The 21981-nt window shown below is 70.2% G+C and carries 23 protein-coding genes; 15 read left to right on the top strand and 8 right to left on the bottom strand.

Annotation, left to right across the window (positions count from 1 at the left end):
* Positions 1 to 18 precede the first annotated feature (18 nt).
* Positions 19 to 885: a DUF2726 domain-containing protein gene (locus tag EV671_RS06050; RefSeq protein ID WP_132570397.1), complete on the bottom strand. Its 867-nt coding sequence runs from the start codon at positions 883 to 885 to the stop codon at positions 19 to 21.
* Positions 886 to 1049: 164 nt separating this feature from the next.
* Positions 1050 to 1844 (bottom strand): GNAT family N-acetyltransferase, encoded by a 795-nt coding sequence (locus EV671_RS06045; protein WP_132570396.1) that lies wholly within the window; start codon positions 1842 to 1844, stop codon positions 1050 to 1052.
* A 206-nt stretch (positions 1845 to 2050) separates the two neighbouring features.
* On the opposite strand from EV671_RS06045, the gene rplM reads away from it, so the two are divergent.
* The 4 genes from rplM (at position 2051) to mdtD (ending at position 4830) form a co-directional block, all read left to right on the top strand.
* Entirely contained in the window at positions 2051 to 2479 is a 429-nt protein-coding gene (gene rplM, locus EV671_RS06040; RefSeq protein ID WP_088482271.1) for a 50S ribosomal protein L13, read from the top strand.
* Positions 2480 to 2488: 9 nt separating this feature from the next.
* Positions 2489 to 2881, top strand: a complete 393-nt coding sequence (gene rpsI / locus EV671_RS06035; protein WP_132570395.1) for a 30S ribosomal protein S9 — start codon at positions 2489 to 2491, stop codon at positions 2879 to 2881.
* 91 nt (positions 2882 to 2972) lie between these two features.
* Positions 2973 to 3338 (top strand): iron-sulfur cluster insertion protein ErpA, encoded by a 366-nt coding sequence (gene erpA / locus EV671_RS06030; RefSeq protein ID WP_132570394.1) that lies wholly within the window; start codon positions 2973 to 2975, stop codon positions 3336 to 3338.
* Positions 3339 to 3396: 58 nt separating this feature from the next.
* Positions 3397 to 4830, top strand: coding sequence for a multidrug transporter subunit MdtD (gene mdtD, locus EV671_RS06025; RefSeq protein WP_132570393.1), 1434 nt, complete (start codon positions 3397 to 3399; stop codon positions 4828 to 4830).
* Here mdtD and EV671_RS06020 read toward each other — a convergent pair.
* Positions 4827 to 5921, bottom strand: a complete 1095-nt coding sequence (locus EV671_RS06020) for an anhydro-N-acetylmuramic acid kinase (RefSeq protein ID WP_277592437.1) — start codon at positions 5919 to 5921, stop codon at positions 4827 to 4829. The genes mdtD and EV671_RS06020 overlap by 4 nt on opposite strands.
* A 4-nt stretch (positions 5922 to 5925) precedes the next feature.
* Positions 5926 to 7272, bottom strand: coding sequence for a M23 family metallopeptidase (locus tag EV671_RS06015; RefSeq protein WP_243655598.1), 1347 nt, complete (start codon positions 7270 to 7272; stop codon positions 5926 to 5928).
* Positions 7273 to 7538: 266 nt separating this feature from the next.
* On the opposite strand from EV671_RS06015, the gene tyrS reads away from it, so the two are divergent.
* From tyrS to EV671_RS05980, 7 genes are all read left to right on the top strand, one after another.
* Complete coding sequence (tyrS, locus tag EV671_RS06010; RefSeq protein ID WP_132570391.1) at positions 7539 to 8765, top strand: tyrosine--tRNA ligase; 1227 nt, start codon at positions 7539 to 7541, stop codon at positions 8763 to 8765.
* A gap of 117 nt (positions 8766 to 8882) precedes the next feature.
* Positions 8883 to 9350: a hypothetical protein gene (locus EV671_RS06005; RefSeq protein WP_132570390.1), complete on the top strand. Its 468-nt coding sequence runs from the start codon at positions 8883 to 8885 to the stop codon at positions 9348 to 9350.
* Between the two features lie 10 nt (positions 9351 to 9360).
* Positions 9361 to 11388 carry an alkaline phosphatase gene (locus EV671_RS06000; protein WP_132570389.1) on the top strand — a complete coding sequence of 676 codons (2028 nt, stop codon included), beginning with the start codon at positions 9361 to 9363 and terminating at the stop codon, positions 11386 to 11388.
* A 56-nt stretch (positions 11389 to 11444) separates the two neighbouring features.
* On the top strand, positions 11445 to 11990 hold the full coding sequence (locus tag EV671_RS05995) for a TVP38/TMEM64 family protein (RefSeq protein ID WP_243655597.1): 546 nt from the start codon (positions 11445 to 11447) through the stop codon (positions 11988 to 11990).
* Between the two features lie 69 nt (positions 11991 to 12059).
* The gene (locus tag EV671_RS05990; protein ID WP_132570387.1) at positions 12060 to 12827 is read left to right on the top strand and encodes a class I SAM-dependent methyltransferase; all 768 of its coding nucleotides are present in this window, start codon (positions 12060 to 12062) and stop codon (positions 12825 to 12827) included.
* Complete coding sequence (locus EV671_RS05985; RefSeq protein WP_132570386.1) at positions 12827 to 13639, top strand: DUF2520 domain-containing protein; 813 nt, start codon at positions 12827 to 12829, stop codon at positions 13637 to 13639. Before EV671_RS05990 ends, EV671_RS05985 begins: the two co-directional genes overlap by 1 nt.
* A 127-nt stretch (positions 13640 to 13766) precedes the next feature.
* Positions 13767 to 14321: a protein phosphatase CheZ gene (locus tag EV671_RS05980; protein WP_132570385.1), complete on the top strand. Its 555-nt coding sequence runs from the start codon at positions 13767 to 13769 to the stop codon at positions 14319 to 14321.
* A 54-nt stretch (positions 14322 to 14375) separates the two neighbouring features.
* Here EV671_RS05980 and EV671_RS05975 read toward each other — a convergent pair whose 3' ends face one another.
* Entirely contained in the window at positions 14376 to 15197 is an 822-nt protein-coding gene (locus EV671_RS05975; protein ID WP_132570384.1) for a M90 family metallopeptidase, read from the bottom strand.
* A 97-nt stretch (positions 15198 to 15294) separates the two neighbouring features.
* On the opposite strand from EV671_RS05975, the gene EV671_RS05970 reads away from it, so the two are divergent.
* A complete protein-coding gene (locus EV671_RS05970) occupies positions 15295 to 16470 on the top strand; it encodes a YbfB/YjiJ family MFS transporter (protein WP_132570383.1) in 1176 nt (391 codons plus the stop codon).
* Here EV671_RS05970 and EV671_RS26680 read toward each other — a convergent pair whose 3' ends face one another.
* A complete protein-coding gene (locus tag EV671_RS26680) occupies positions 16471 to 16734 on the bottom strand; it encodes a hypothetical protein (protein ID WP_165917483.1) in 264 nt (87 codons plus the stop codon). It abuts the gene before it with no gap.
* Between the two features lie 64 nt (positions 16735 to 16798).
* On the opposite strand from EV671_RS26680, the gene EV671_RS05965 reads away from it, so the two are divergent.
* The 3 genes from EV671_RS05965 to EV671_RS05960 all read left to right on the top strand — a co-directional run bounded on the left by EV671_RS05965 (position 16799) and on the right by EV671_RS05960 (position 19489).
* Positions 16799 to 18835, top strand: a complete 2037-nt coding sequence (locus EV671_RS05965) for a S9 family peptidase (RefSeq protein ID WP_165917482.1) — start codon at positions 16799 to 16801, stop codon at positions 18833 to 18835.
* 82 nt (positions 18836 to 18917) lie between these two features.
* Positions 18918 to 19067 carry a hypothetical protein gene (locus EV671_RS26675; RefSeq protein WP_165917481.1) on the top strand — a complete coding sequence of 50 codons (150 nt, stop codon included), beginning with the start codon at positions 18918 to 18920 and terminating at the stop codon, positions 19065 to 19067.
* A gap of 80 nt (positions 19068 to 19147) precedes the next feature.
* Positions 19148 to 19489 (top strand): YXWGXW repeat-containing protein, encoded by a 342-nt coding sequence (locus EV671_RS05960; RefSeq protein WP_132570381.1) that lies wholly within the window; start codon positions 19148 to 19150, stop codon positions 19487 to 19489.
* A gap of 11 nt (positions 19490 to 19500) precedes the next feature.
* On the opposite strand, the gene EV671_RS05955 is transcribed toward EV671_RS05960, so the two are convergent.
* Entirely contained in the window at positions 19501 to 20706 is a 1206-nt protein-coding gene (locus EV671_RS05955; RefSeq protein ID WP_132570380.1) for an acetyl-CoA C-acetyltransferase, read from the bottom strand.
* A gap of 103 nt (positions 20707 to 20809) precedes the next feature.
* Positions 20810 to 21976, bottom strand: a complete 1167-nt coding sequence (locus EV671_RS05950; RefSeq protein WP_132570379.1) for an acyl-CoA dehydrogenase family protein — start codon at positions 21974 to 21976, stop codon at positions 20810 to 20812.
* Positions 21977 to 21981: the final 5 nt, after the last annotated feature.

Genomic DNA, 21981 nt, shown 5'->3' with positions numbered 1-21981 from the left:
GAGTGTCGCCGGTGTGCTTCAACCCCGGCGGGGCCTCTGGGTCGCGTAGCGCGGCGCATCGACGACGACGCCGACGATGTCGTCCATCATGGCCTCCTCATCTGCATCGTCCAGCACGGGCAGGGTGCGCGGGTTGTAGCGCGTGGTGTCGAGGCTGCGCTGCTGCATGCTGCGGCGTTGCGGCATCGGCTGCTGCAGGGTCTGGGCCGGCATGCGCGGGCGGGGTTCGCCGAAGATGTCGTTGCTGTTGAAGACGTTGGCGTCCTGCCACAGCGGCAGGGGTTGGGAGAACTGGCCCCAATCGCTGCCGAATTCGTCCTCGCCCATGCCGCCGGTGCGGCGGCGCGGAAGGCTGGGGGTGGCGCTTGCGCCGGGTGCCGGCAGCGGCCCGCGCGGGTTGCTGCCCTGGGGCACGAGGAGCTGCAGTTCGGCGACGCTGGGCAGATGGTCCACCGTGCAGCGCAGGTAGCGCACGCGGCAGGCCGACAGCACGGCATGCTTGATCTGCAGGCTGCGCGGCGTGACGCCCCGCTCGCCCTCGAGGTCGATGGCGGCCAGTACCCGGCCGTTGGGGCTGCAGACGGCGAAGGTCACATGCGAGGCGCCGAGCAGGTCGAACCAGTAGCGCACTTCCTTGGCCTCGGTCGGTTGGCAGAAGCGCACCAGCGGCAGCTTGGACAGCACGACGTGGTGGGGCAGTGCCTCGCGCAGCAGGCGGAAGACACGTCGCTCGTCGGTCGTGAACACGGGTCGTGCGGTGAGCGACCACTCCGCCGGCAGGCCCCTATTGGCATAGGCAGGGCGCCGCAGTGCCCAGACCAGGCCGATGGCCAGGCCCAGCACGCAAACAGCCAGTGCGGCGATCCAATAGATGGCGTACGGCATGTCCCTTGGGGGAGTTCGGCGACAACGCCGACTGTTCCTGCGGCGCAATGGTCGGGCAATGTAGCTCAATGTCCCTAAAACACATTACTCGCTAGTCCGTATTCCCCCGGGCTGAGGGGGTAGGTGGTCTTGACGGTGCCGTTAGCGCCACCATTCGCCGTCATTTATTCCTTGTCGGCACGGCCCGATGCGTCGAAATGGGCCTTGACCTCGGCCACGCTGTCGACGAAGCCGCTCAGCACATGGGCCTGGCGCTTGAACTGGAAGTCCAGTTCGCCGAGATGGCGGTCCAGCGCCTGCTCGACCTGCGAGCCCACGGTGTCCGGCGGCAGGCGCAGCCAGGCGGCGGACTCGCCGCCATCGCGCTCGACGACGGCGCCCGCCGCGGCGGCGATGCGCAGCATGGGGCGGTTTTCGCTGAGGGCGTGGATGAAGAGGGTGTCGATGCCGCGGTTGCGGGCGTGCAGGGCGGCGGCGTCGAAAAGCCGCCGGCCCAGGCCGCGGCCTCGCGACTGGCGCAGCACCGACACGCCGAACTCGGCCATCGAGCGCTGCGACGGGCTCAGCGGCGGCGGCTCGTAGGCGAGGTGGGCCAGCGCGACCAGCTGCAGGCGGCGGTTGAAGATGCCCAACACCTCGTCGCGGCCGAAGTCGATGCCGAGGGCGTATTTGCGGATCTGATCGTCCGAGGCCGGATAGCCGAAGCGCAGATAGCGGTCCTGAGGGTCCAGGGCCAGCAGGTGCTCGACGATGCGATGGCGGTGGCGCCGGGCCAGCGCCCGGATGGGCACCCAGGTCGACAGCCGCTCCAGGGCCGCGCGGGCGCTGGACAGCGGGCCGGCACCCGGCTCCGCCGGCGCCGCAGCCTTGGGGTCGGGGCCGAAGGCCGCCAGCTCATGGTCCCAGTCCGCCGGGGCTTCGGACGGGGGGGCTGGGGCGGCGGGAGGGGTTCTGGGCATGGCCGGGCCTGCGGATACGGTGAGATTACCGCGTCGGGTATTTCCAATCCATCGGATGCGCTGGTACACTCGTGGGCTTTTCCGTCAAAAGGCTGCGGGAAAGAGACTGTGCCGAGAGGCTGTGCAACAGACACAGCACCGAGGCCGGTCGAAGTTCAGCCATCCATTGCCGGTTCCCTCAAGAGCCGGCCAATCGAAAGTAACTCATGAAGACCTTCAGCGCCAAGCCGGCCGAGGTGACGCACGAGTGGTTTGTGATTGACGCCACCGACAAGGTGCTCGGACGTGTTGCCAGCGAAGTGGCACTCCGTTTGCGCGGCAAGCACAAGGCCATCTACACGCCTCACGTCGACACCGGTGATTTCATCGTCATCGTCAATGCCGACAAGCTCCGTGTGACCGGCAACAAGGCCACCGACAAGGTGTACTACCGTCACAGCGGCTTCCCCGGCGGCATCTACGCCACGAAGTTCAAGGACATGCAAGCCAAGCACCCCGGCCGCGCGCTGGAAAAGGCCGTCAAGGGCATGCTGCCCAAGGGCCCGCTGGGTTATGCCATGGTCAAGAAGCTGAAGGTCTACGCAGGTCCCACGCACCCGCACACCGCTCAGCAGCCCAAGGCTCTCGAGATTTAAGGAACGGCCATGATCGGAAATTGGAATTACGGTACTGGTCGCCGCAAGTCGTCGGTTGCTCGCGTCTTCATCAAGAAGGGCACGGGCCAGATCGTCGTCAACGGCAAGTCCATCGACAGCTACTTCGGTCGCCAGACCTCGATCATGATCGCCAAGCAGCCCCTGCTGCTGACGAACAACGGCGAGGCCTTCGACATCAAGGTGAACGTGCACGGTGGCGGCGAGTCCGGCCAGGCCGGCGCGCTGCGCCTGGGCATCACCCGCGCGCTGATCGACTACGACGCGACCCTGAAGCCCGAACTGAGCCGCGCCGGCTTCGTCACGCGTGACGCGCGTGAAGTCGAGCGTAAGAAGGTCGGTCTGCACGGCGCCCGTCGTCGCAAGCAGTTCAGCAAGCGCTGATCGACGCTTCGCGTTCGAAGAGGCCGCACGATCGTGCGGCCTTTTTCATTTCCGCCGACAATCAGGCATCTCCCAGATTCCAGGAACTTCGATGAGCGCCGTTCTCGAAACCCCCGTGACCGACATCCCCGCCCCGCTGGTGTTCACCGACAGCGCCGCCGACAAGGTGCGCGACCTCGTCGCCGAGGAGGGCAACCCCGAGCTGAAGCTGCGCGTCTTCGTGCAGGGCGGCGGCTGCTCCGGCTTCCAGTACGGCTTCACCTTCGACGAGGCCGTCAACGACGACGACACGCAGATGGTCAAGAACGGCGTCACGCTGCTGATCGACTCGATGAGCCTGCAGTACCTGATGGGCGCCGAGATCGACTACAAGGAAGACCTGCAGGGCGCCCAGTTCGTCATCAAGAACCCCAATGCGACGACCACCTGTGGCTGCGGCTCGAGCTTCTCGGCCTGAGCGGGTGTTGGCATCCGCGCAGAAAGCCGCCTCCGGGCGGTTTTCTGCTTTCTGAGCCATGACGGCGACCGTGACCGATCCCCGGCAGGAGCAGTCGCTGCGCGTGCTGCTGTGGCTGGTGGCCGTCGGCTTCTTCATGCAGACGCTGGATGCCACCATCGTCAACACGGCACTGCCGGCGATGGCGCGCAGCCTGGGCGAGAGCCCGCTGCGCATGCAGTCGGTCATCGTCGCCTACTCGCTGACGATGGCCATGCTGATCCCGGCCTCGGGCTGGATGGCCGACCGCTTCGGCACGCGGCGGGTCTATGTCGGCGCCATCGTGCTCTTCGTCATCGGCTCGCTGCTGTGCGCGCTGTCGCCCAGTCTGAGCATGCTGGTGGCCGCGCGCGTCGTGCAGGGCGCGGGCGGCGCGCTGCTGCTGCCGGTCGGCCGCCTCGTCGTGCTGAAGACCTTCCCGCGCGAGCGCTTCCTGCATGCGATGAGCTTCGTCGCCATTCCGGGCCTGATCGGCCCGCTGATCGGCCCGACGCTGGGCGGCTGGCTCGTCGAAGTGATGTCCTGGCACTGGATCTTCCTGATCAACCTGCCGGTCGGCATCGTCGGCGCGCTGGCCACGCTGCGCTACATGCCCACGCCGCCTTCGGCCGCCGTCGCGCGCTTCGACGCTGCGGGCTATCTGCTGCTGGCTTTCGGCATGGTCGCGATCTCGCTGGCCCTGGACGGCCTGTCGGGCCTGGGCCTGCACCAGGCCTCGGTCCTGGTGCTGATGATCTTCGGCCTGTCCAGCCTGACGGCCTACTGGCTGCATGCGCTGCGCCGGCCCGACCCGCTGTTCTCGCCGCAGCTGTTCCGCGTCGGCTCGCTGCGCATCGGCCTGCTGGGCAATCTGTTCTCACGCCTGGGCAGTTCCTGCATGCCCTTCCTGATCCCGCTGCTGCTGCAGGTGGCGATGGGTTACTCGCCCGCCCAGGCCGGCATGATGATGCTGCCCGTCGCCATCGCCAGCATGTCCATGAAGCGCATGACGACGCCCCTGATCACCCGCCACGGCTACCGCCGTGTGCTGGTCGTCAACACGGGTCTCGTCGGCCTGATGATGGCGAGCTTCGTGTTCGCATCACCGGGTCAGCCGCTGTTGCTGCGCATCCTGCAACTGGCCCTGTTCGGTGCCGTCAACTCGATGCAGTTCACGGCGATGAACACGCTGACGCTGAAGGATCTCGGGCCCGAGACGGCCAGCAGCGGCAACAGCCTGCTGTCCATGGTGCAGATGCTGGCCATGGGCATGGGCGTGGCCGCGGCCGGCGCGGTGCTGGCGGCGTTCACGGACTTCTTCGGCGGTGGTGGCGCGCAGACGCTGGACGCGTTTCGCGCCACCTTCGGCTGCATGGCCTTGATCACCATCGCCTCGGCGGGGATCTTCTGGCAGCTGGCGCCGCAGGACAGCCGCGCCGGGGTCGCGCGCCGCGAGCCGGAGGCGCAAGCCTAGGCCGGGTAGAGCGCGCCCAGCAGCCGCGGGCCGGCCGCGCCGGTGACGGCGGGCAGATTGCCCTGCAGCCCTTCGACGAAGCGATGGGCCAGCCAGGCGAAGGCAGCGGCCTCGACCTGGTCCACCGGCAGGCCGTGTTCGGCGCTGGTCTGTGTGGCCACGCCAGGCAGCAGGGCGGCCAGGCGGCGCATCAGCGTGCCGTTGAGGGCGCCGCCGCCGCAGGCGATCAGCGTCGCCGCGCCGGGCATCTGCGCCCGCAACGCATCGGCGACGCAGCGGGCGCTGAGCTCCAGCAGCGTCGCCTGCACATCCTCGGCCGCGAGACCGGGCGCGAGCCGTGAATCCAGCCAGCGCAGATGGAAGAGGTCGCGACCGGTGCTCTTGGGCGGCGGCAGCGCGAACCAGGGCTCGGCGAGCAGCGCCGCCAGCAGCGCGGGCTGCACCCGGCCGCTCGCGGCCCAAGCGCCATCGGCGTCGTAGGCCAGGCCGCGGTGGCGGGCGATCCAGCCGTCCATCAGGCAGTTGGCCGGCCCGCAGTCGAAGCCACCGGTGTGGCCGTCGGCGAACAGCAGGCTGAGGTTGGCGATGCCGCCGAGGTTCAGCACGGCCACGTCCTCGCCCGCGGCACTGAACACCGCACGGTGGAAGGCCGGCACCAGCGGCGCACCCTGGCCGCCGGCGGCGACGTCGCGGCTGCGCAGGTCGCAGATCACGGCGATGCCGGCCTGCTCGGCCAGCAGGGCGCCATTTAGCAACTGCGTCGTGTAGGCCTCCGGGCCGCCCGGCTGGTGGCGCACCGTCTGCCCGTGGGCGCCGAGGGCGCGGACCTGCGCGCGCGGCGTGCCGGTCGCTTCCAGCAGTTGGGAGACGACGTCTGCATAGCCGCGGGCGACGGCATTGGCCGCCAGCGCGGCGCGGTGCAGTTCGTTGTCACCGGGGGTGTTCAGCGCCAGCAGTTCGTCCCGCAGGGCCGGGGCGAAGGGGGCATGCACATGGCCGATGACGGCCATGGCCTCCGCATCGAAGAGCACGCCATCGATGCCGTCGAGCGAGGTGCCCGACATCAGCCCGATGTAGAGGCCGGCGGCCAAGGCCTTATTCGGCGGCCGAGACGCCGTCCATGGTTTCGGCGACGGACAGTTGGGTCTTCACGCTGGCGACGGTGGCCTGGAACTGGGCCTTGGCGTAGTTGGGCAGCGTCACCGCCTCGGAGGCGCGCGCGATGGTGCGCGGGTCCATCAGCCGGCCGCCGGCGTGGAACTCGAAGTGCAGGTGCGGGCCGGTGGCCCAGCCCGTCATGCCGACGGCACCGACGCGCTGGCCCTGCTCGATGCGCTGGCCCTTCTTCACGTCGATCTTGCTGAGGTGGGCGTAGACGGTTTCGCGGTCACCGCCATGTCGGACCTTGACGACGTTGCCGAAGCCGTTCTGCCAGCCGGCCATCTCGACCGTACCGTCGCCCACCGAGCGCACGGCCGTGCCCGTGGGCGCGCCATAGTCCACGCCGTTGTGCTGGCGCCAGGTCTGCAGGATGGGGTGGAAGCGCATCGCGAAGCCGCTGGTGATGCGCGAAAACTCCATCGGGCTGGCCAGGAAGGCGCGGCGCTTGCTCTGGCCGTCGAAGCCGTAGAAGCTGCCCTTGCCGGTGGCGCTGTCCTTGAACCAGACGGCGCTGTAGGTGCGGCCGTTGTTCGTGAACTCGCCGGCCACCAGGCGGCCGACGCCGCCGTCCCAGCTCACCGGTTCGCCGTCGGCCGTCAGCGTCTCGTAGACGATGCTGAAGCGGTCGCCCTTGCGCAGTTCGCGATGGAAGTCGATGTCGCCGGAGAACATGTCGGCCATCTGCGAGGCGATGGCGTCGGGGATGTTGGCGTCGTCCGTCGCGGCGAACAGCGAGGTGCGGATCGTGCCGCTGCCCAGGGCCACCTGGGTCTGCAGCGCTGCGGTCTCGGTGCGGGCGCTGAACGCGGCGCCGCTGCGCTCGATGGTCAGGCGGGTGAAGTGCGTGCCCTGCTGCTCGACCTTCTCTGCGGGCGAGCGCACGACGATCTTCTGTACCTGGCCCGAGGCATCGGCCGTCAGGTGGACCATCTTGCCGGCGCGGCCCTGCAGCACGCGGCGGCCCAGCGGGTCGTTGCGCAGGAAGGCGGCGGCGGCCGGGTCGAAGGCGCCGGCGCGCTTGAGCAGGCTGTCGGGCGTGTCGCTGGAGCGGGTGGCCTCGGCGCGGGTCAGGCCGATGGCGTGGGCGGAGAGTTCGTCGAGCTGGGCCGAGATATCGGGCGTCGGCACGGCCTCGACCAGCGTGCGGCGGGGCAGTTCGGCGGCGTCGGGCGCCAGCGGGGCGATGCCGAAGGCCGTCACGGCGAAGCCGCTCAGGATGCCGACGACAGAGGCGGTCAGCGCGCGCGGATGCCTGGCGGCAAAGCTTTCAGCGCTTTTCAACGCTGTTTGAAGCTGATGGAGACGTTTCTGAACTGCGCTCACGCTCGGCATCCCGGGGTTGTCGCTGGGGCAATCCCGGCCGGGCCGGTTCCACGCGAAGGGGCCGTACGGCGACGGCCCTAAAATCCATGTCGGTTGTGTTGAAGCAACACCCCCGGTTCGAAGGGTGAATTCTAACGTCTGTGTGACGGCCGGCATGCCGGTTTACCCCGATGGATCAACAACTTAACAATTGCGCCCGGCCCACCGCCGGGCGCTGACCCGCCATGTCCGACGCCGCCCAATTCCCGATCACCGATGCCGTGCTGGAGGCCCTCGCCGTCACCCGCCGCGGCGTCCATGAGCTGCTGCCCGAGGCCGAGTGGACGAAGAAGCTGGCGCGCTCGGCCGCAACGGGCGTGCCGCTGCGCATCAAGCTGGGCCTGGACCCGACGGCGCCCGACATCCACGTCGGCCACACCGTGGTGCTGAACAAGATGCGCCAGCTCCAGGACCTGGGCCATCAGGTCATCTTCCTGATCGGCGACTTCACCTCCATGATCGGCGACCCCTCGGGCCGCAACGCCACCCGCCCGCCGCTGACCAAGGAGCAGATCCAGGCCAACGCCGAGACCTATTACGCCCAGGCCAAGCTGGTGCTGGACCCGGCGCGTACCGAGATCCGCTACAACTCCGAGTGGAGCGACCCGCTGGGCGCGGCCGGCATGATCCAGCTGGCCAGCAAGTACACCGTGGCCCGCATGCTGGAGCGCGACGACTTCACGAAGCGCTTCCAGAGCCAGACGCCGATCTCGGTGCACGAGTTCCTCTACCCGCTGATGCAGGGCTACGACTCGGTGGCGCTGAAGAGCGACCTGGAGCTGGGCGGCACCGACCAGAAGTTCAACCTGCTGATGGGCCGCCACCTGCAGCAGGAATACGGCCAGGAGCCGCAGTGCATCCTGACCATGCCGCTGCTGGAGGGCCTGGACGGCATCGAGAAGATGTCCAAGTCCAAGAACAACTACATCGGCATCACTGAGCCGGCCAACACCATGTTCGCCAAGATCCTGTCGATCAGCGACCTGCAGATGTGGAAGTGGTACGAGCTGCTGTCCTTCAGGTCCATGGCCGAGATCGCCGCGCTGAAGGCCGAGATCGAGGCCGGCCGCAATCCCAAGGACGCCAAGGTCGCGCTGGCCAAGGAGATCACCGCGCGCTTCCACAGTGCCGCGGCGGCGGATGCGGCCGAGGCCGATTTCAACAACCGCGCCAAGGGCGGCATCCCGGACGACATCCCCGAGGTGCAGCTGAGCGGCGCGCCTCTGGGCCTGGCTCAGGTGCTGAAGGCGGCCAGCCTGGTGGCTTCCACCAGCGAAGGCCTGCGCATGATCGAGCAGGGCGGCGTGCGCCGCTCGGGCGAGGTGCTGTCGGACAAGGGCCTGAAGCTCGATGCCGGCGAGCATGTGCTGCAGGTGGGCAAGCGCAAGTTCGCGCGCGTTGTGCTGAGCTGAGCCCCCCGGGCCCGGCGCTCGGCCCGAATGCAAGCCGAGCCGGGCATCGGGCCACGGTCGTCACGGCCCTGACACAGGCGCGCGCCACCATCGCCGGTTTTCCTGGCGGTGGACCGCATGAGATTCTTTTCCCTGTTGGCGCTGGCCGGGCTGGTCGCGCTGCCCGCCGCGGCGCGGGCCGAAGCGCCGCTGGCGCTGAGCTTCTCCGACTTCTTCGCCCAGCCCATCGGCCCGCGCGGCCTTGAGCCCACGGCCCGGCTGAAGAGCGCCAGCGGCCATGAGGTGCGCCTGGTCGGCTTCATGGTGCAGCGAGAACAGCCGCAGGCCGGTCAGTTCCTGCTGACGCCGCGGCCCGTGTCGATGGCCGAGGACGCCGATGGCGAGGCCGACGACCTGCCGGCATCCACCGTCACCGTGCTGCTGCCCGACGCGCAGCGCGAGCGCCTCGTGGCCCACCGGCCGGGGCCGCTGGCCCTGACCGGCCGTCTCGAGTACGGCCCGGCCGAGGACGCCAGTGGCCGCGTCAGCTGGGTCCGTCTGCATCTCGCGCCCGACGCGCTGGCTGCCACCCCTCAATCGCACTGAGCGTTCTCCGATGAAAAAACACCACGCCCTGCTCCTGATTGCACTGGCGGCTGGCTCCGCCCTGGCCGCGCCGACCGTGACCCGGCTCACGCCGCCCAGCGAACTCTTCTCCAGTCACCGAGCCGCCCCTGTCATCGCGCGCTTCCTGCCCGGCCAGCGCTTCGACCTGCAGGCGACGATCCGGCCCGATGCGGGCCAGAAGATCACTGCCGCGCGTTTCCTCGTCGATGGCAAGCCGGTCAACGCCAACGTCGCGCTGCGCGACTGCGCCGTCGGCTGCGTGAAGGGCCTGGCCGCCGAGACGGCCATCGCCACCGTGCGCGCCGTCAGCAGCGACAAGGCCGGCGTGCACGAGTTCAGCGTCGAGGCCACGCAGGCCGACGGCCAGAGGGTCGTGGCCACCGGCAATTTCGAGGTTTTGCCCTTCACGGCCGCGTTGGGCCCGAAGGTGAAGAACATCATCATCCTGCTCGGCGACGGTATGGGCGCCTCGCAGCGCACGGCCGCGCGCATCGTGCACGGCTATGCCCAGGGCAAGGCGCTGCAGCCGCTGGCGATGGACAGCTTCACGGCAACGGCCATGGTCAAGACCTCGTCGCTGAACTCCATCGTGACGGACTCGTCGCCCGGCATGACGAGCTATGTGAGCGGCAACAAGAACAACAACAACGAGGAGGGCGTCTTCCCCGACGACACCGTCGACGCCTTCGACAACCCGCGCATCGAATACCTCAGCGAATACCTGCACCGCACCCAGGGCAAGCAGCTCGGCATCGTGACGACGGCTGACGTGTTCGACGCGACGCCCGCCGGCAATGCCGTGCACACCAGCAACCGCGGCGCCGGCACCGGCATCGTCGACCAGTTCTTCGACGACCGTGCCCACACCGGCCTGACCGTGCTGATGGGCGGAGGTCGCAAGTGGTTCCTGCCGGCCGGCACGCCGGGCTCGGGCCGCACCGACACGAGCGACTACGCCTTCTCCGCGACCGACCCGCACACGGCCGAGATCGTCAGGCGCTGGGGCGTGTCCGCCGGTGCGATGGACAAGGGCCGCGACCTCATCAGGGAATTCCAGTCCGCCGGCTACAGCTATGCGGCGACCAAGACCGACCTCGACAAGGTCGACGCCGCCAGGCCGCTGCTGGGCCTGTTCGCGTTCTCCAACATGAACGTGGCGCTGGACAAGATCAACGGCCGCCGCGGCACCGACAAGAACGGCCTGCAGGGGGGCAGCGTCGTCGACGACTTCGGCCTGCCCGACCAGCCCATGCTCGACGAGATGGCCGCCAAGGCCATCGGCGTGCTCAAGCATTCGCCCAAGGGCTTCGTGCTGATGATCGAGGGCGCGTCCATCGACAAGCAGGCCCACAACATGGACACCGAGCGCTGGATGCTGGACACGCTGGAGTTCGACCGCGCCGTGCGCGTGGCCCAGGACTTCGCGGCCGAGCAGGGCGACACCCTGGTCATCGTGACGGCCGACCACGAGTGCTCGGGCGCCGCACTGATCGGCGGCTCCGTCGTGACGGACGCCAGGCTCGCCGAGCTGGCCGCCAAGAAGGGCGTGGCCAACCTGCGCAACAGCGTCGTCGGTGTCTACGAGAAGGCCGGCTTCCCGCACTACAAGATTGCCGCCGACGGCTACCCTGAGACGACGGACATCGACTTCCGCCTGCTGGTGGGCTACGGCGCCAATGCCGACCGCTACGAGGACTGGCGCACGAAGAAGACGCCGCAGCGCGACGGCCAGCAGCCCTTCGCCAGCGAGGCGCCGCTGAAGTGGTACCCGGCCAATGCCCAGGAGCGCGACGATGCCGTGGGCGACTACCTCGTCACCGGCCAGGTGCCGGGCGAATCGGCCGTGCACACGGCCACCGACGTGCCGCTGTCGGCCTACGGCCCCGGCGCGCTGGCCTTCACCGGCGTCATCGACAACACCGACGTGTTCTTCAAGCTGGCCCAGGCGGCCGTGAAGGGCGTCGTCGCGCCGGCCGATACTTCGGGCTCGAAGAAGCCGCCCAAGCCCAAGCGTTGAACCCTGCCGACAACTCGCCATCCCCCGCGCCCACGGCCAGGCCGTGGCGCCGGCTCGTGGCAGTGTTGCTGCTGCTGGGGGCGTTGTGGGCGGTGTTCCAGTTCACCGGCCTGCGCGCCCGCATCAACCCGCAGGCCCTGCGCGACGGCTTCGCGGCGCACAGCGTCTGGGGCTTCGTCGCGTTCACCGCGCTGTTCGCGCTGGGTAACCTGATCCAGCTGCCCGGCTGGATCTTCCTGGCTTCCGCGGTGCTTGCCCTGGGGCCTGCCTGGGGCGCGGGCGCCACCTTCAGTGCCGCGCTGGTTTCCTGCGCCGTCACCTTTGTCATCGTGCGGGCCTTCGGGGCCAATGCGCTGCGCGAGCTGCCGGGGCCGCTGGCGCGGCGCCTGTTCTCGCGCCTGGACGCCCACCCCGTCCGCAGCGTGGCCCTGTTGCGCCTGTTCTTCCAGACCGTGCCGGCGCTGAACTACGCGCTGGCGCTGTCGGGCCTGCGTTTTCGCGACTACATGCTGGGCACGCTGATCGGCCTGCCGCTGCCGCTGGTCGTGTACGCCGCCTTCTTCGACACGTTGGCCGGCCTGATGGGCTGGCAGCTGCATTGACTGACCTTCGGCAGGGGGCGAGGCGCCGCTCATACTGCGCCGCCCCGGCAGAACCCAAGGAGACCCCGCATGAAGACCTGGCTCACCGCCGCCGTGCTGACCGCCACCGCCGCCCTGGCCCAAGCACAAGGCACCGACCCGCTGAAGACCGCCGTCGCGGCCGAGCACCGCAGCGTCGGCAACGTCGCGCGCGACGCCTGGCGCCATCCCTACGAGACGCTGGGCTTCTTCGGCATCAAGCCCACGGACACCGTCGTCGAGCTCGCGCCGGGTGGGGGCTGGTACACCGAGATCCTCGCGCCCTATCTGCGCGAGCAAGGGCAGCTCTATGCCGCCGATGGCGGCAGTTTGCGCTTCAAGGCCAAGATGGATTCGATGGCGGTCTTCGGCAAGGTCAGGATCACCAGCTTCGACCCGGCCAAGGGCCTGCTGGACATCGCCCCGCCCGGCAGCGCCGACGCGGTGCTGACCTTCCGCAACGTGCACAACTGGATGGCCGCCGGCAAGGCGCAGGATGTCTTCAACGCCGCCTTCAAGGCGCTCAAATCCGGCGGCACGCTGGGTGTGGAGGAGCATCGCCTGCCGGCCTCGCGCGAGCAGGACGCCAAGGCGCCAACAGGCTATGTGCACGAGGCCACCGTCATCGGCTTCGCCGAGGCGGCCGGCTTCAGGCTGGCGGGCCGCAGCGAGGTCAATGCCAACCCCAGGGACACGGCCGACCACCCGGACGGCGTCTGGACGCTGCCGCCCACCTATGCGCTGAAGGACAAGGACCGCGCCAAATACCAGGCCATCGGCGAGAGCGACCGCATGACCTTGAAGTTCGTCAAGCCCTGATGGGCCGCCGGCACGCCGTCATCGGCTACGGCCGGCTTGCGCGGGCGCTGGTGCCGGCGTTGCAGGCGACGGGCGACACGGTGGTCATCGGCCGGCGCGGGCCAGGACCGGGAGAGTTCAGTCCCGAGGCCGCGACGCAGGCCGCCGACTGGGCCTGGCTGACGGTGCCCGACGACCACATCGCCGCGACGGCAGCGGCCCTGCCGTGGCGGGCCGGCCAGCTCGCGCTGCACTGCAGCGGCGCGACGCCGCTCGCCGCGCTGGCGCCCGCGCCGGCCGTGGCCGGCTTTCACCCGCTGAAGCTGCTGGCCGGCGACGCCGGGCTGGCCGGAGCCCATGTCGGCATCGAGGCCGACGCGGCGCACCGGCCGGCGCTGGAAGCGCTGGCTCACGCGCTGGGCCTGGTGCCGCTGAGCCTGCCGTCGCCGATGTCGGCCCAGGCCCGGGCGGCCTATCACGCCGCAGCCAATCTGGCCGCCAGCGGCGTGCTGGCGGTGCTGGCCGAGGCCGGGGCGCTGTGGTCGGCCGCCGGCCTGGACGGCGGGCAGTCCCTGGCGGCCCTGCTGCCCCTGGCCCGCGGTGCGCTGGACACGGCCGCAGCGCGTGGCCTGGCCGGCGCCGTCTCCGGCCCCATCGCCCGTGGCGACGCCGGCGTGCTGGCCCGCCATCTGGAGGCGCTGGCCGGCGCCGGGCTGGACGGCGATCTGCTGCGGGCGCTGGGCCTGCGCCAACTGGCCCTGGCGCAGGCGGCGGGGCGGCTGGACCTGGCGCAGGTCACGGCGCTGCGCGCGCTGCTGGCGGCATCCGCCTGAGCACGTTTGCAACTGCGTGACAAAGGCCGCGCTCGGGCCCTCCGGGCTGTGTACGGCGCGGGGTGCGGGTCCTAAACTGCCCAGAGCTCCCGACGATGTTGCCGGGGGGCAGCCCTGGGGGTTACTCATGTCCGACGCGTCCATCCAGACCCTGATCAGGGCCGATGCGGCCCAGATCCTGCACAACGTCGTCGACGAACTGCCTGACGCACGCGAGCGCCTGGCCTATGTGCGCAGCATGACGGAGCAGGCGGCTACCAAGGTGCTCAATCTCGTCGAGGCGGCGCAGGAGGATGCCGAGGCCGTGCGCAAGAAGGGCCGCGAGCTATCCGATGCGCTGAACCGCCTGGCCCTGTCGACCAACATCAGCCAGGAGCGCGCCCGCGCGCTGATGAAGCTCTGCGCCGCCTATGCCGCCGATGCGGCCAGCTTCGCCGCGCGCGAGAAGTCGCTGCACACCGAGATCATGATGTCGCAGGACTTCCAGGATCTCTCCGGCCAGGTCATCAACAAGGTCAGCAGGATGCTGGAGCGCGTCGAGCCGCCGCTCAAGGACCTGCTCCAGTCCCTGCCCGAGCCGGCCGGGACCGTCGAGCCCGAGGAACTCGGTGGCGTGCAGACGCCCGACAAGGCGCTCAAGCAGGACGACGTGGACGACCTGCTGGCCAGCCTCGGTTTCTAGTCAGTTGAGGGCAGGGCTACTCGCTGCGCTTGATCGGGCTGTCCCGTAAGCCCATCAGATCCAGCCGGCCGGGTCGAGCCGGTAGTAGCCGCTCAGCTCGGCATACAGCGCCGGGTGGCCGGCCGCCAGCTCGCCGGGCCGCTCGAAGAACAGCTCGCTGACCACCGCGAAGAACTCCGCCGGTTCGGTCGCCGCATAGGCGTCGATCAGGCCCGATTCACCCTGCGCCAAGCGCCAGCGCAGCGCGTCGAACTCGTTCTGCATCACGGTGGACCAGCGCCGGTAGGCCTCGGCCGTCGGCAGCGCGGGCGCGCCGTTGGCCGGGCCGCCGGCCTGGTCGAGCTGGTGGGCGAACTCGTGGATGACGACGTTGTGGCCATCGCCCGGCGTGGCTGCGCCGTGCCGCACCTCGTCCCAGGCCAGCAGCACCTGGCCCTGGCTCCAGCTCTCGCCGGCCAGCACGCGGCGTTGCTCCGACTGCAGGCCGCCAGGCTCGGCCACCGGCCGCTCGACGACGAAGGCGCCGGGGTAGAGCAGCACCTGGCGCAGTTCGGGGTAGACGCCGCGTGCCGCGCCAAGCAGCGGCAGGCAGGCCAGCGCCGCGATGGTCACGCGCATCTCGTCGGTCACGCGCAGGCCGCGGCAGCCGATGATGGGCTTCTCGGCCAGGAAGACCTGCATCAGGCCCTTGAGTCGCAGTTGCTGGCGCGCCGGCAGCCGCGCCACCAGCGGCACATGGCGGCGCAGCAGTCGCCGCCAGGCCTGCGGGAAGGGGCGGCCGGCAATGCGCGTGCGGCGCCGGCGCACCCACAGCGGCCATAGCGCGATGGCGGCGGCGGCGAGCAGGGCGAGGCAGAAGCAGATCAGCAGCGGCATTGGCGACCTTGGGTAGCCCTTGCAACTGGGGCTGGCGGGCCGGCTTGCAAGCCCCGCGGCCCGCCGGACCGGCGCGGCTCGCGTAACCTCTGCGCCCATGCCCGAACCCGACGCGCCGCCATCGACCCCTCTCCAGGCCTGGCAGGTGTTGCTGGGCGGCATCTGCGCCCTGGTGCTGACCATCGGCCTGGCGCGCTTCGCCTACACGCCGCTGCTGCCGCAGATGCATGCCCAGGCCGGCCTGGGCGTCGCCGACGGTGGCCTGCTGGCGGCCATCAACTACGCCGGCTATATGAGCGGCGCGTTGCTTGCCGCCTGGATCGAAAGCCCGACTTGGCGCCAGCGCCTGTACAGCTGGGGCCTGCCGCTGGCCCTGCTCATCACGGCGCTGATGGGCTGGAGCACGAGCTTTGCTGCCTGGGCGCTGTCGCGCTATGTCGGCGGCCTGTGCGGCGCGGCCGGCATGCTGCTCGGCTCGGGCCTGGTGCAGGGCTGGCTGATGCGCTCGGGGCACCGACCGGAGCTGGGCCTGTATTTCATCGGCCTGGGCCTGGGCATCGTCGTGTCGGCCCTGGGTGCAATGGGCATGACGCACGCCGGCCTCGGCTGGGCCGGCCAGTGGCAGGGCTTCGCGCTGATCGGGCTTGCCTTCCTGCTGCCGGCCTGGTTGTGGCGCCCACCGGCGCCACCCATGGCCCTGAAGCCGGCCGCCGGCGCGGCGCCGAACCGGCGCTGGATGGCGCTGATGGTGGCGGCCTATTTCTGCGCTGGCTGGGGCTTCGTCATCAATGCGACCTTCACCGTCGCCATCGTCGAGAAGCAGCCGTTGCTGGCCGGCCAGGGCCCCTGGGCCTGGCTGCTCGTCGGCCTGGCGGCGACGCCGGCCGTCTTCGTCTGGGACCGGGTCGCGCGTCGCACTGGCGACGTCGGTGCGCTGCTGATCGCCTTCGGCCTGCAGATCGTCGGCGTGCTGCTGCCGGCGCTGGCCGACGGCCTCGCGGCGGCCCTGCTGGGCGCGCTGCTGTATGGCGCGACTTTCATCGGCATCGTCAGCCTGACGCTGGCCCTGGTGGGACGGCGCTCGCCCGCCAACCCGGGCAAGGCGATGGCCCGGCTGACGCTGAGCTATGGCGTGGCCCAGGTCAGCGCGCCGGCGCTGACGGGGCGCATGGTCGAGGCCAGCGGCAGCTTCGACGCGGCGCTGTGGCTGACGGCGGCCGTGCTGGCCGCGGGCATGCTGGTGCTGCTGGCCGTGCGGCGCGAGGTGGGCTGATCAGGGCCCAGCCTTCTGCGAAGTGTTGATCGGGTTGCTGTGGCGCATGCCATCGCTGACGGCTTCCACCTCACGCTTTTCCGCCTCGCGCTGGGCGGCGGTTCGGCAGCGCACGGTCGGCAACATCGTGCCCGTGCGGGTCTCACGTTCGCAGATGGTGTCCTTGTCGTTGGACACCACGGCGGCCGCCTGCTTGGGCTCGCTCGGTGCGGACGCACAGGCGGCGAGCAGCAGGGGTAGAAACAGCAGCAGAGGTCGTTTCATGGCAGCAGTGATCAGGTTGGAAGCGCCGCAGAATACCGCCTGCCTGACGCCTCAACCACATGACATGAGACACCTGCTGACAACCCTATTCCTCATCTGGATGATGCGGCTGCCCGCGTTGGCCCAGCCCGCGCCGAAGGCCTTCGACGCGGACGCCGCCAACGGTCTGCAACGCCTCGTCGAGCCTGAGATCTCGCCCGACGGCCGCTGGGTGGTCTACGGCCTGCGGGTGGCCGATACGGGCAAGGACAAATATCTGACCGATCTCTGGCTGGCTCCGAGCATCGGTGCTGCCGGGCCGCGGCGGCTGAGCTTCACCGGCGACATCGCCGGCAAGCCGCGCTGGCAGGGCTCGGAGGCCGTTTTCTTCCTAGCCGCGCGCGGCGGCGACGAGGAGCAAAAGAAGGGGGCGCAGCTGTGGCGCCTGCCTCTGGCCGGCGGCGAGGCCGAGAAGCTGACCGACATCAAGGGCGGCGTCGAGGACTATGCGCTGTCGCCCGATGGCCGCCGCGCCGCGCTGGTCGTCATGGACGAGGAGCCCGACCCCGAGCAGGCTGCGGGCTGGAAGCGCAAGACGCCCCTGCCCATCGTCATCGAGCGCTTCCATTTCAAGCAGGACCGCGAAGGTTATCTCGACGGCCGCCGCAAGCATCTGCAGCTGCTGGACCTGGCCAGCCGCAAGATCACCGCGCTGACGAGCGGCGAGTTCAGCGAGGCGGCACCGGCCTGGAGCCCCGACGGCCGGCAACTGGCCTTCCTCGGCAACCGCGCGCCCGAGCGCGACCGCACCGAGGCGACCGGCCTGTTCGTGATGCCCGCCGAACCCGGCGCGGCGGCGCGTGCGCTGGCCACCTTGACGACCGACGACGAAGCGCGTCCGGCCTGGAGCCCCGATGGCCGCCTGATCGCGCTGCCGACCGGTGACGACGCGAAGTGGAGCGCCTACCAGCAGTGGCGGGTCGGCCTCTACGACGCTGCCGGCGGTGCGGCGCGACTGCTCGGCGCGGGCCTGGATCGCGGCTGGCAGCCGCAGATCGCATGGACGCCGGACGGTGCGGCCCTGGTCGGCACCGTCGATGACGACGGCCACAGCCAGCTCGCCCGCATCGCACTGGCCGACGGTGCGGTCCAGCGCCTGAGTGGGGCCGGCGTGGCGGGCCAGGCCAGCGTTGCGGGCGACGGGCGCATCGCCTTCCTGGCCGGCGACTGGGCCAGTCCGGCCGAGCTGCAGTTGCTCGAGCCCGGCGCCGCGTCGGCGCGTACCTTGACGGCGCATCACGAGGACTGGCGCCGCGGCGTCGCGCTGTCCATGCTGCGCGAGTTCAGCGCGAGCAGTGCCGACGGCACCGAGGTCCATGGCCTGCTGGCCCTGCCGCGCGAGGCCCGGCTGCCTTTGCCGACCGTGCTGCTGATCCACGGCGGCCCCAACGGGCAGGACGCCCAGGAGCTGTCGATGCGCACCGCGCTGCGCGAGCGGCTGGCGGCCGCCGGCTATGCGGTGCTGCTCGTCAACTACCGCGGCAGCAGCGGCCGCGGCCAAGCCTTCCAGCGTGCGATCTTCGCCGACTGGGGCCATCTGGAGGTGCAGGACCTGCATGCGGCGGTCGACTGGGCCGTCAAGCAGGGCATCGTCGACCCGGCGCGGCTGGGTGTGGGCGGCTGGAGCTATGGCGGCCTGCTGACTGACTACCTGATCGCCAGCGACACGCGCTTCAAGGCCGCGGTCAGCGGCGCCGGCAGCGGCAACCAGCTCAGCATGTTCGGCGTGGACCAGTACGCCGTGCAGTACGAGCGCGAGATGGGCCCGCCCTGGGCGCAGCGCGAGCGTTGGCTCAAGGCGTCCTACCCCTTCTTCAAGGCCGACCGCATCAAGACGCCGACCCTCTTCCTCGGTGGCGAGAAGGACTTCAACGTGCCCATCGCCGGCGGCGAACAGATGTACCAGGCGCTCAGGATCCTGGGCGTGCCGACGCAGCTGGTCATCTACCCCGGCCAGTTCCACGGCCTGTCCCTGCCCAGCTACCAGCGCGACTGGGAGACGCGCTTCGTCGCCTGGATGGACCGCTACCTGAAGCCCCAGCAATCTTCCGCCACGAAGTAACACCTGGTGACGCCGTCATCCGCCGGGGCCGCCCGGCTGTTAGTGGGTCAGGGCCGCCCTCCCGGCGGCCCCGGAGACCCTCATGAAACGACTGGCCCTGGCCCTTGCACTGATTTCCGCCGCGCTGCTGTCCGGCTGCATCATCGTGCCGGTGCACCGGCACGACGGTTACTACCATGACCATGATGGCTATTACGGCCGTGACTACGGCTATGGCCGCGGCCCCCGGTAATTCTGTGTGAAGCCGTCATCCGCCCGGGCAGGGCGGCAGTTAGAGGGGGGTGGCCGCAGCCCGCGGCCTGGAGACCGAACATGCAAAAAACGACCCTGGCCCTCGCGCTGGCCTCATCCGCGCTGCTGTCGGCCTGCGTGGTGGTGCCCGCGCATCGCGGCTATTACGACGGCGGCTACGCCGCAGCGCCGGCCGTCGTCGTCGACGTGCCGCCGCCGGCGCCCTATGCTGAGGTGGTGCCCGTGATGCCCTACCCGGGGGCCGTCTGGATCAATGGCTACTGGGGTTGGAGCGGCGGCCGCCACCAGTGGGTGCCCGGCTACTACGACCGGCCGCGCCCCGGCTACCGCTACGAGCCGCATCGCTGGGAGAGCAGCGGCGGGCGCTGGCATCTGCGCGTGGGCGGCTGGATGCGCCTCTGATTCGCCGCCAGTCAAACGCGCTCGATGACGGTGGCGATGCCCATGCCGCCGCCGACGCACAGCGTCACGCATCCCGTCTGAAGATCGCGCCGCTCGAGCTCATCGAGCAGCGTGCCCAGCAGCATCGCGCCCGTCGCGCCCAACGGGTGGCCCAGCGCGATGCCGCCGCCGTTGACATTGACGCGCGCCAGGTCCAGGCCGAGGTCGCGCGCCGTCTTCATCGGCACGGCGGCGAAGGCCTCGTTGATCTCCCACAGGTCGACGTCCTTGGCCTGCATGCCGGCCTGCTTCAGCGCCTTCAGGCAGGCCGGCGTCGTGCCGGTCAGCATGATGGTGGGCTCGCTGCCCGTCACCGCCGCGGCGCGGATGCGGGCGCGGGGCCTGAGCCCGGCCGCCGCGCCGCCGGCACGGGAGCCGACCAGCACCAGGGCCGCGCCGTCGACGATGCCCGAGGAGTTGCCGGCGTGGTGGCGGTGCTCGATGGCGGCGGCCTGCGGGTATTTGCGCAGCGCGAGCGGGTCGAACTTCGCACCGAGCTTGGCGAACGAGGGGGTCAGCGCGGCCAGGGTCTCGGCCGTCGTCTGCGGGCGGATGGTCTCGTCCTCGGCCAGCAGCAGCGTGCCGGCCTCGTCGTGCACGGGCACCAGGGCGCGCGCGAAGCGCCCTTCGGCGCGTGCCGCGGCGGCGCGCTGGTGGGAGCGCGCAGCCCAGGCGTCCAGCTCGGCGCGTGAGAAGCCCTCCAGCGTCGCGATCAGGTCGGCGCTGATGCCCTGGGGCACGAAGCCGACGGCCTCGATGACGCGCGGGTCCTGCAGCCAGGCGCCGCCATCGCTGCCCATGGGCACGCGGCTCATGCTCTCCACGCCGCCGGCCACCACCAATTGCTCGAAGCCGCTGGCGACCTTGGCCGCGGCCAGGTTGACGCTCTCCAGCCCCGACGCGCAGAAGCGCGACTGCGTGATGCCACCCACGGTCTCGGCCCAGCCGGCGTCCAGCACCGCGGTGCGGGCGATGTCGCCGCCCTGTTCGCCGATCGGCGTCACGCAGCCCAGCACGACGTCGTCAACCAGGGCCGTGTCCAGTTGCGTGCGCCGTTGTAGAGACTGCAGCAGCGTGCGAACGAGCCAGATCGGCGTCGCCGCGTGCAGCGAACCCTCGGGCTTGCCCTTGCCGCGTGGCGTGCGGCAGTGCTCGTACAGGTAGGCGTCAAAACTCATGGGATCTCCAGTTGGTTTTACCCAGCGACTGCCGTGGAACCGGCTTTGCCGGGCCACTGGCAGTGCCCCCTCGAGGGGGCCGGCCAAGCCGGTAGGGGGTGCTTCACATCTGGCGCGAAGCCAGCTCTTTCATGATCTCGTTGGTGCCGCCGTAGATGCGCGTCACGCGCGCGTCGGCCCACAGCTCGGCGATGGGAGTCTCCAGCATGTAGCCATAGCCACCGAAGAGCTGCAGGCAGGCGTCGGTCAGCCGCGATGCGAGGTCGCTGCACCAGGCCTTCACGAGGGCGGCGCGGGCGGCGTCGAGCTCCTGCCTCAGGTGGGCGGAGATGGCAGCGTCCAGCAGCGCACGCGCGGCCAGCACGTCGCTCTGCGCCTGGGCCAGCACGAAGCGGGTGTTCTGGAAATTCCAGATCGGCTGGCCGAAGGCCTCGCGCTGCTTCGCGTAGGCGATGGTGTCGTCCAGCGCGCGCTCCATCATCGCAACGGCCTGGGCCGCGATGACGAGACGCTCCTGCGGCAGCTCCTGCATCAGCTGGCCGAAGGCCAGGCCTTCGCTCGCGCCCAGCAGGTTCGCGGCCGGTACGCGCAGCTCGTCGAAGAACAGCTCGCTGGTGTCCTGGGCCTTCATGCCGATCTTGTCCAGGCGCCGGCGCGACAGGCCGGGCGTGCCGGCATCGACCTCGGCCACGATCAGCGACAGGCCCCTGGCGCCCGGTGCGTCGCCGGTGCGGCAGACGATGACGATGAGGTCGGCGTTCTGGCCGTTGGTGATGAAGGTCTTCTGGCCGCTGATGACGTAGTGGTCGCCGTGTTCGTCGGTGACATGCCGGGCGCGCGTGCGGATGGCCTGCAGGTCCGAGCCCGTGCCCGGCTCGGTCATCGCGATGGCGCCCACGCGCTCGCCGCTGGCCAGCGCGGGCAGCCAGCGCCGGCGCTGCTCGTCACTGCCATGGTGCAGCAAATAGGGCGCGACGATGGCCGAGTGCACGCTGCCGCCGAAGCCGCCGAGGTTGGCCCGCGCGGCCTCCATGACGATGACGGCCTCATGGCCGAAGTCCCCGCTGCTGCCGCCGAACTCCTCGGGCATGGCCGCGCAAAGCAGGCCCTGCGCACCGGCCTCGCGCCAGGTGTCGCGCTCCATCTGGCCGCGCTCGCGCCAGCCGGCTGCGCGCGGCAGCCAGCGTTCGGCGAAGAAGCGTGCACAGCCCTGCTGCAGCAGGTGGTGTTCCTCGCGCATCCACGGCGAGGGAAACAGGGGCAGAGGCATGGCCG

It is taken from the genome of Roseateles saccharophilus (genome assembly GCF_004342485.1).
GTDB lineage: Bacteria > Pseudomonadota > Gammaproteobacteria > Burkholderiales > Burkholderiaceae_C > Pelomonas > Pelomonas saccharophila.
The sequence above is the reverse complement of the archived record's forward strand: the minus strand, read 5'-3'. Positions and strand labels throughout refer to the sequence as shown.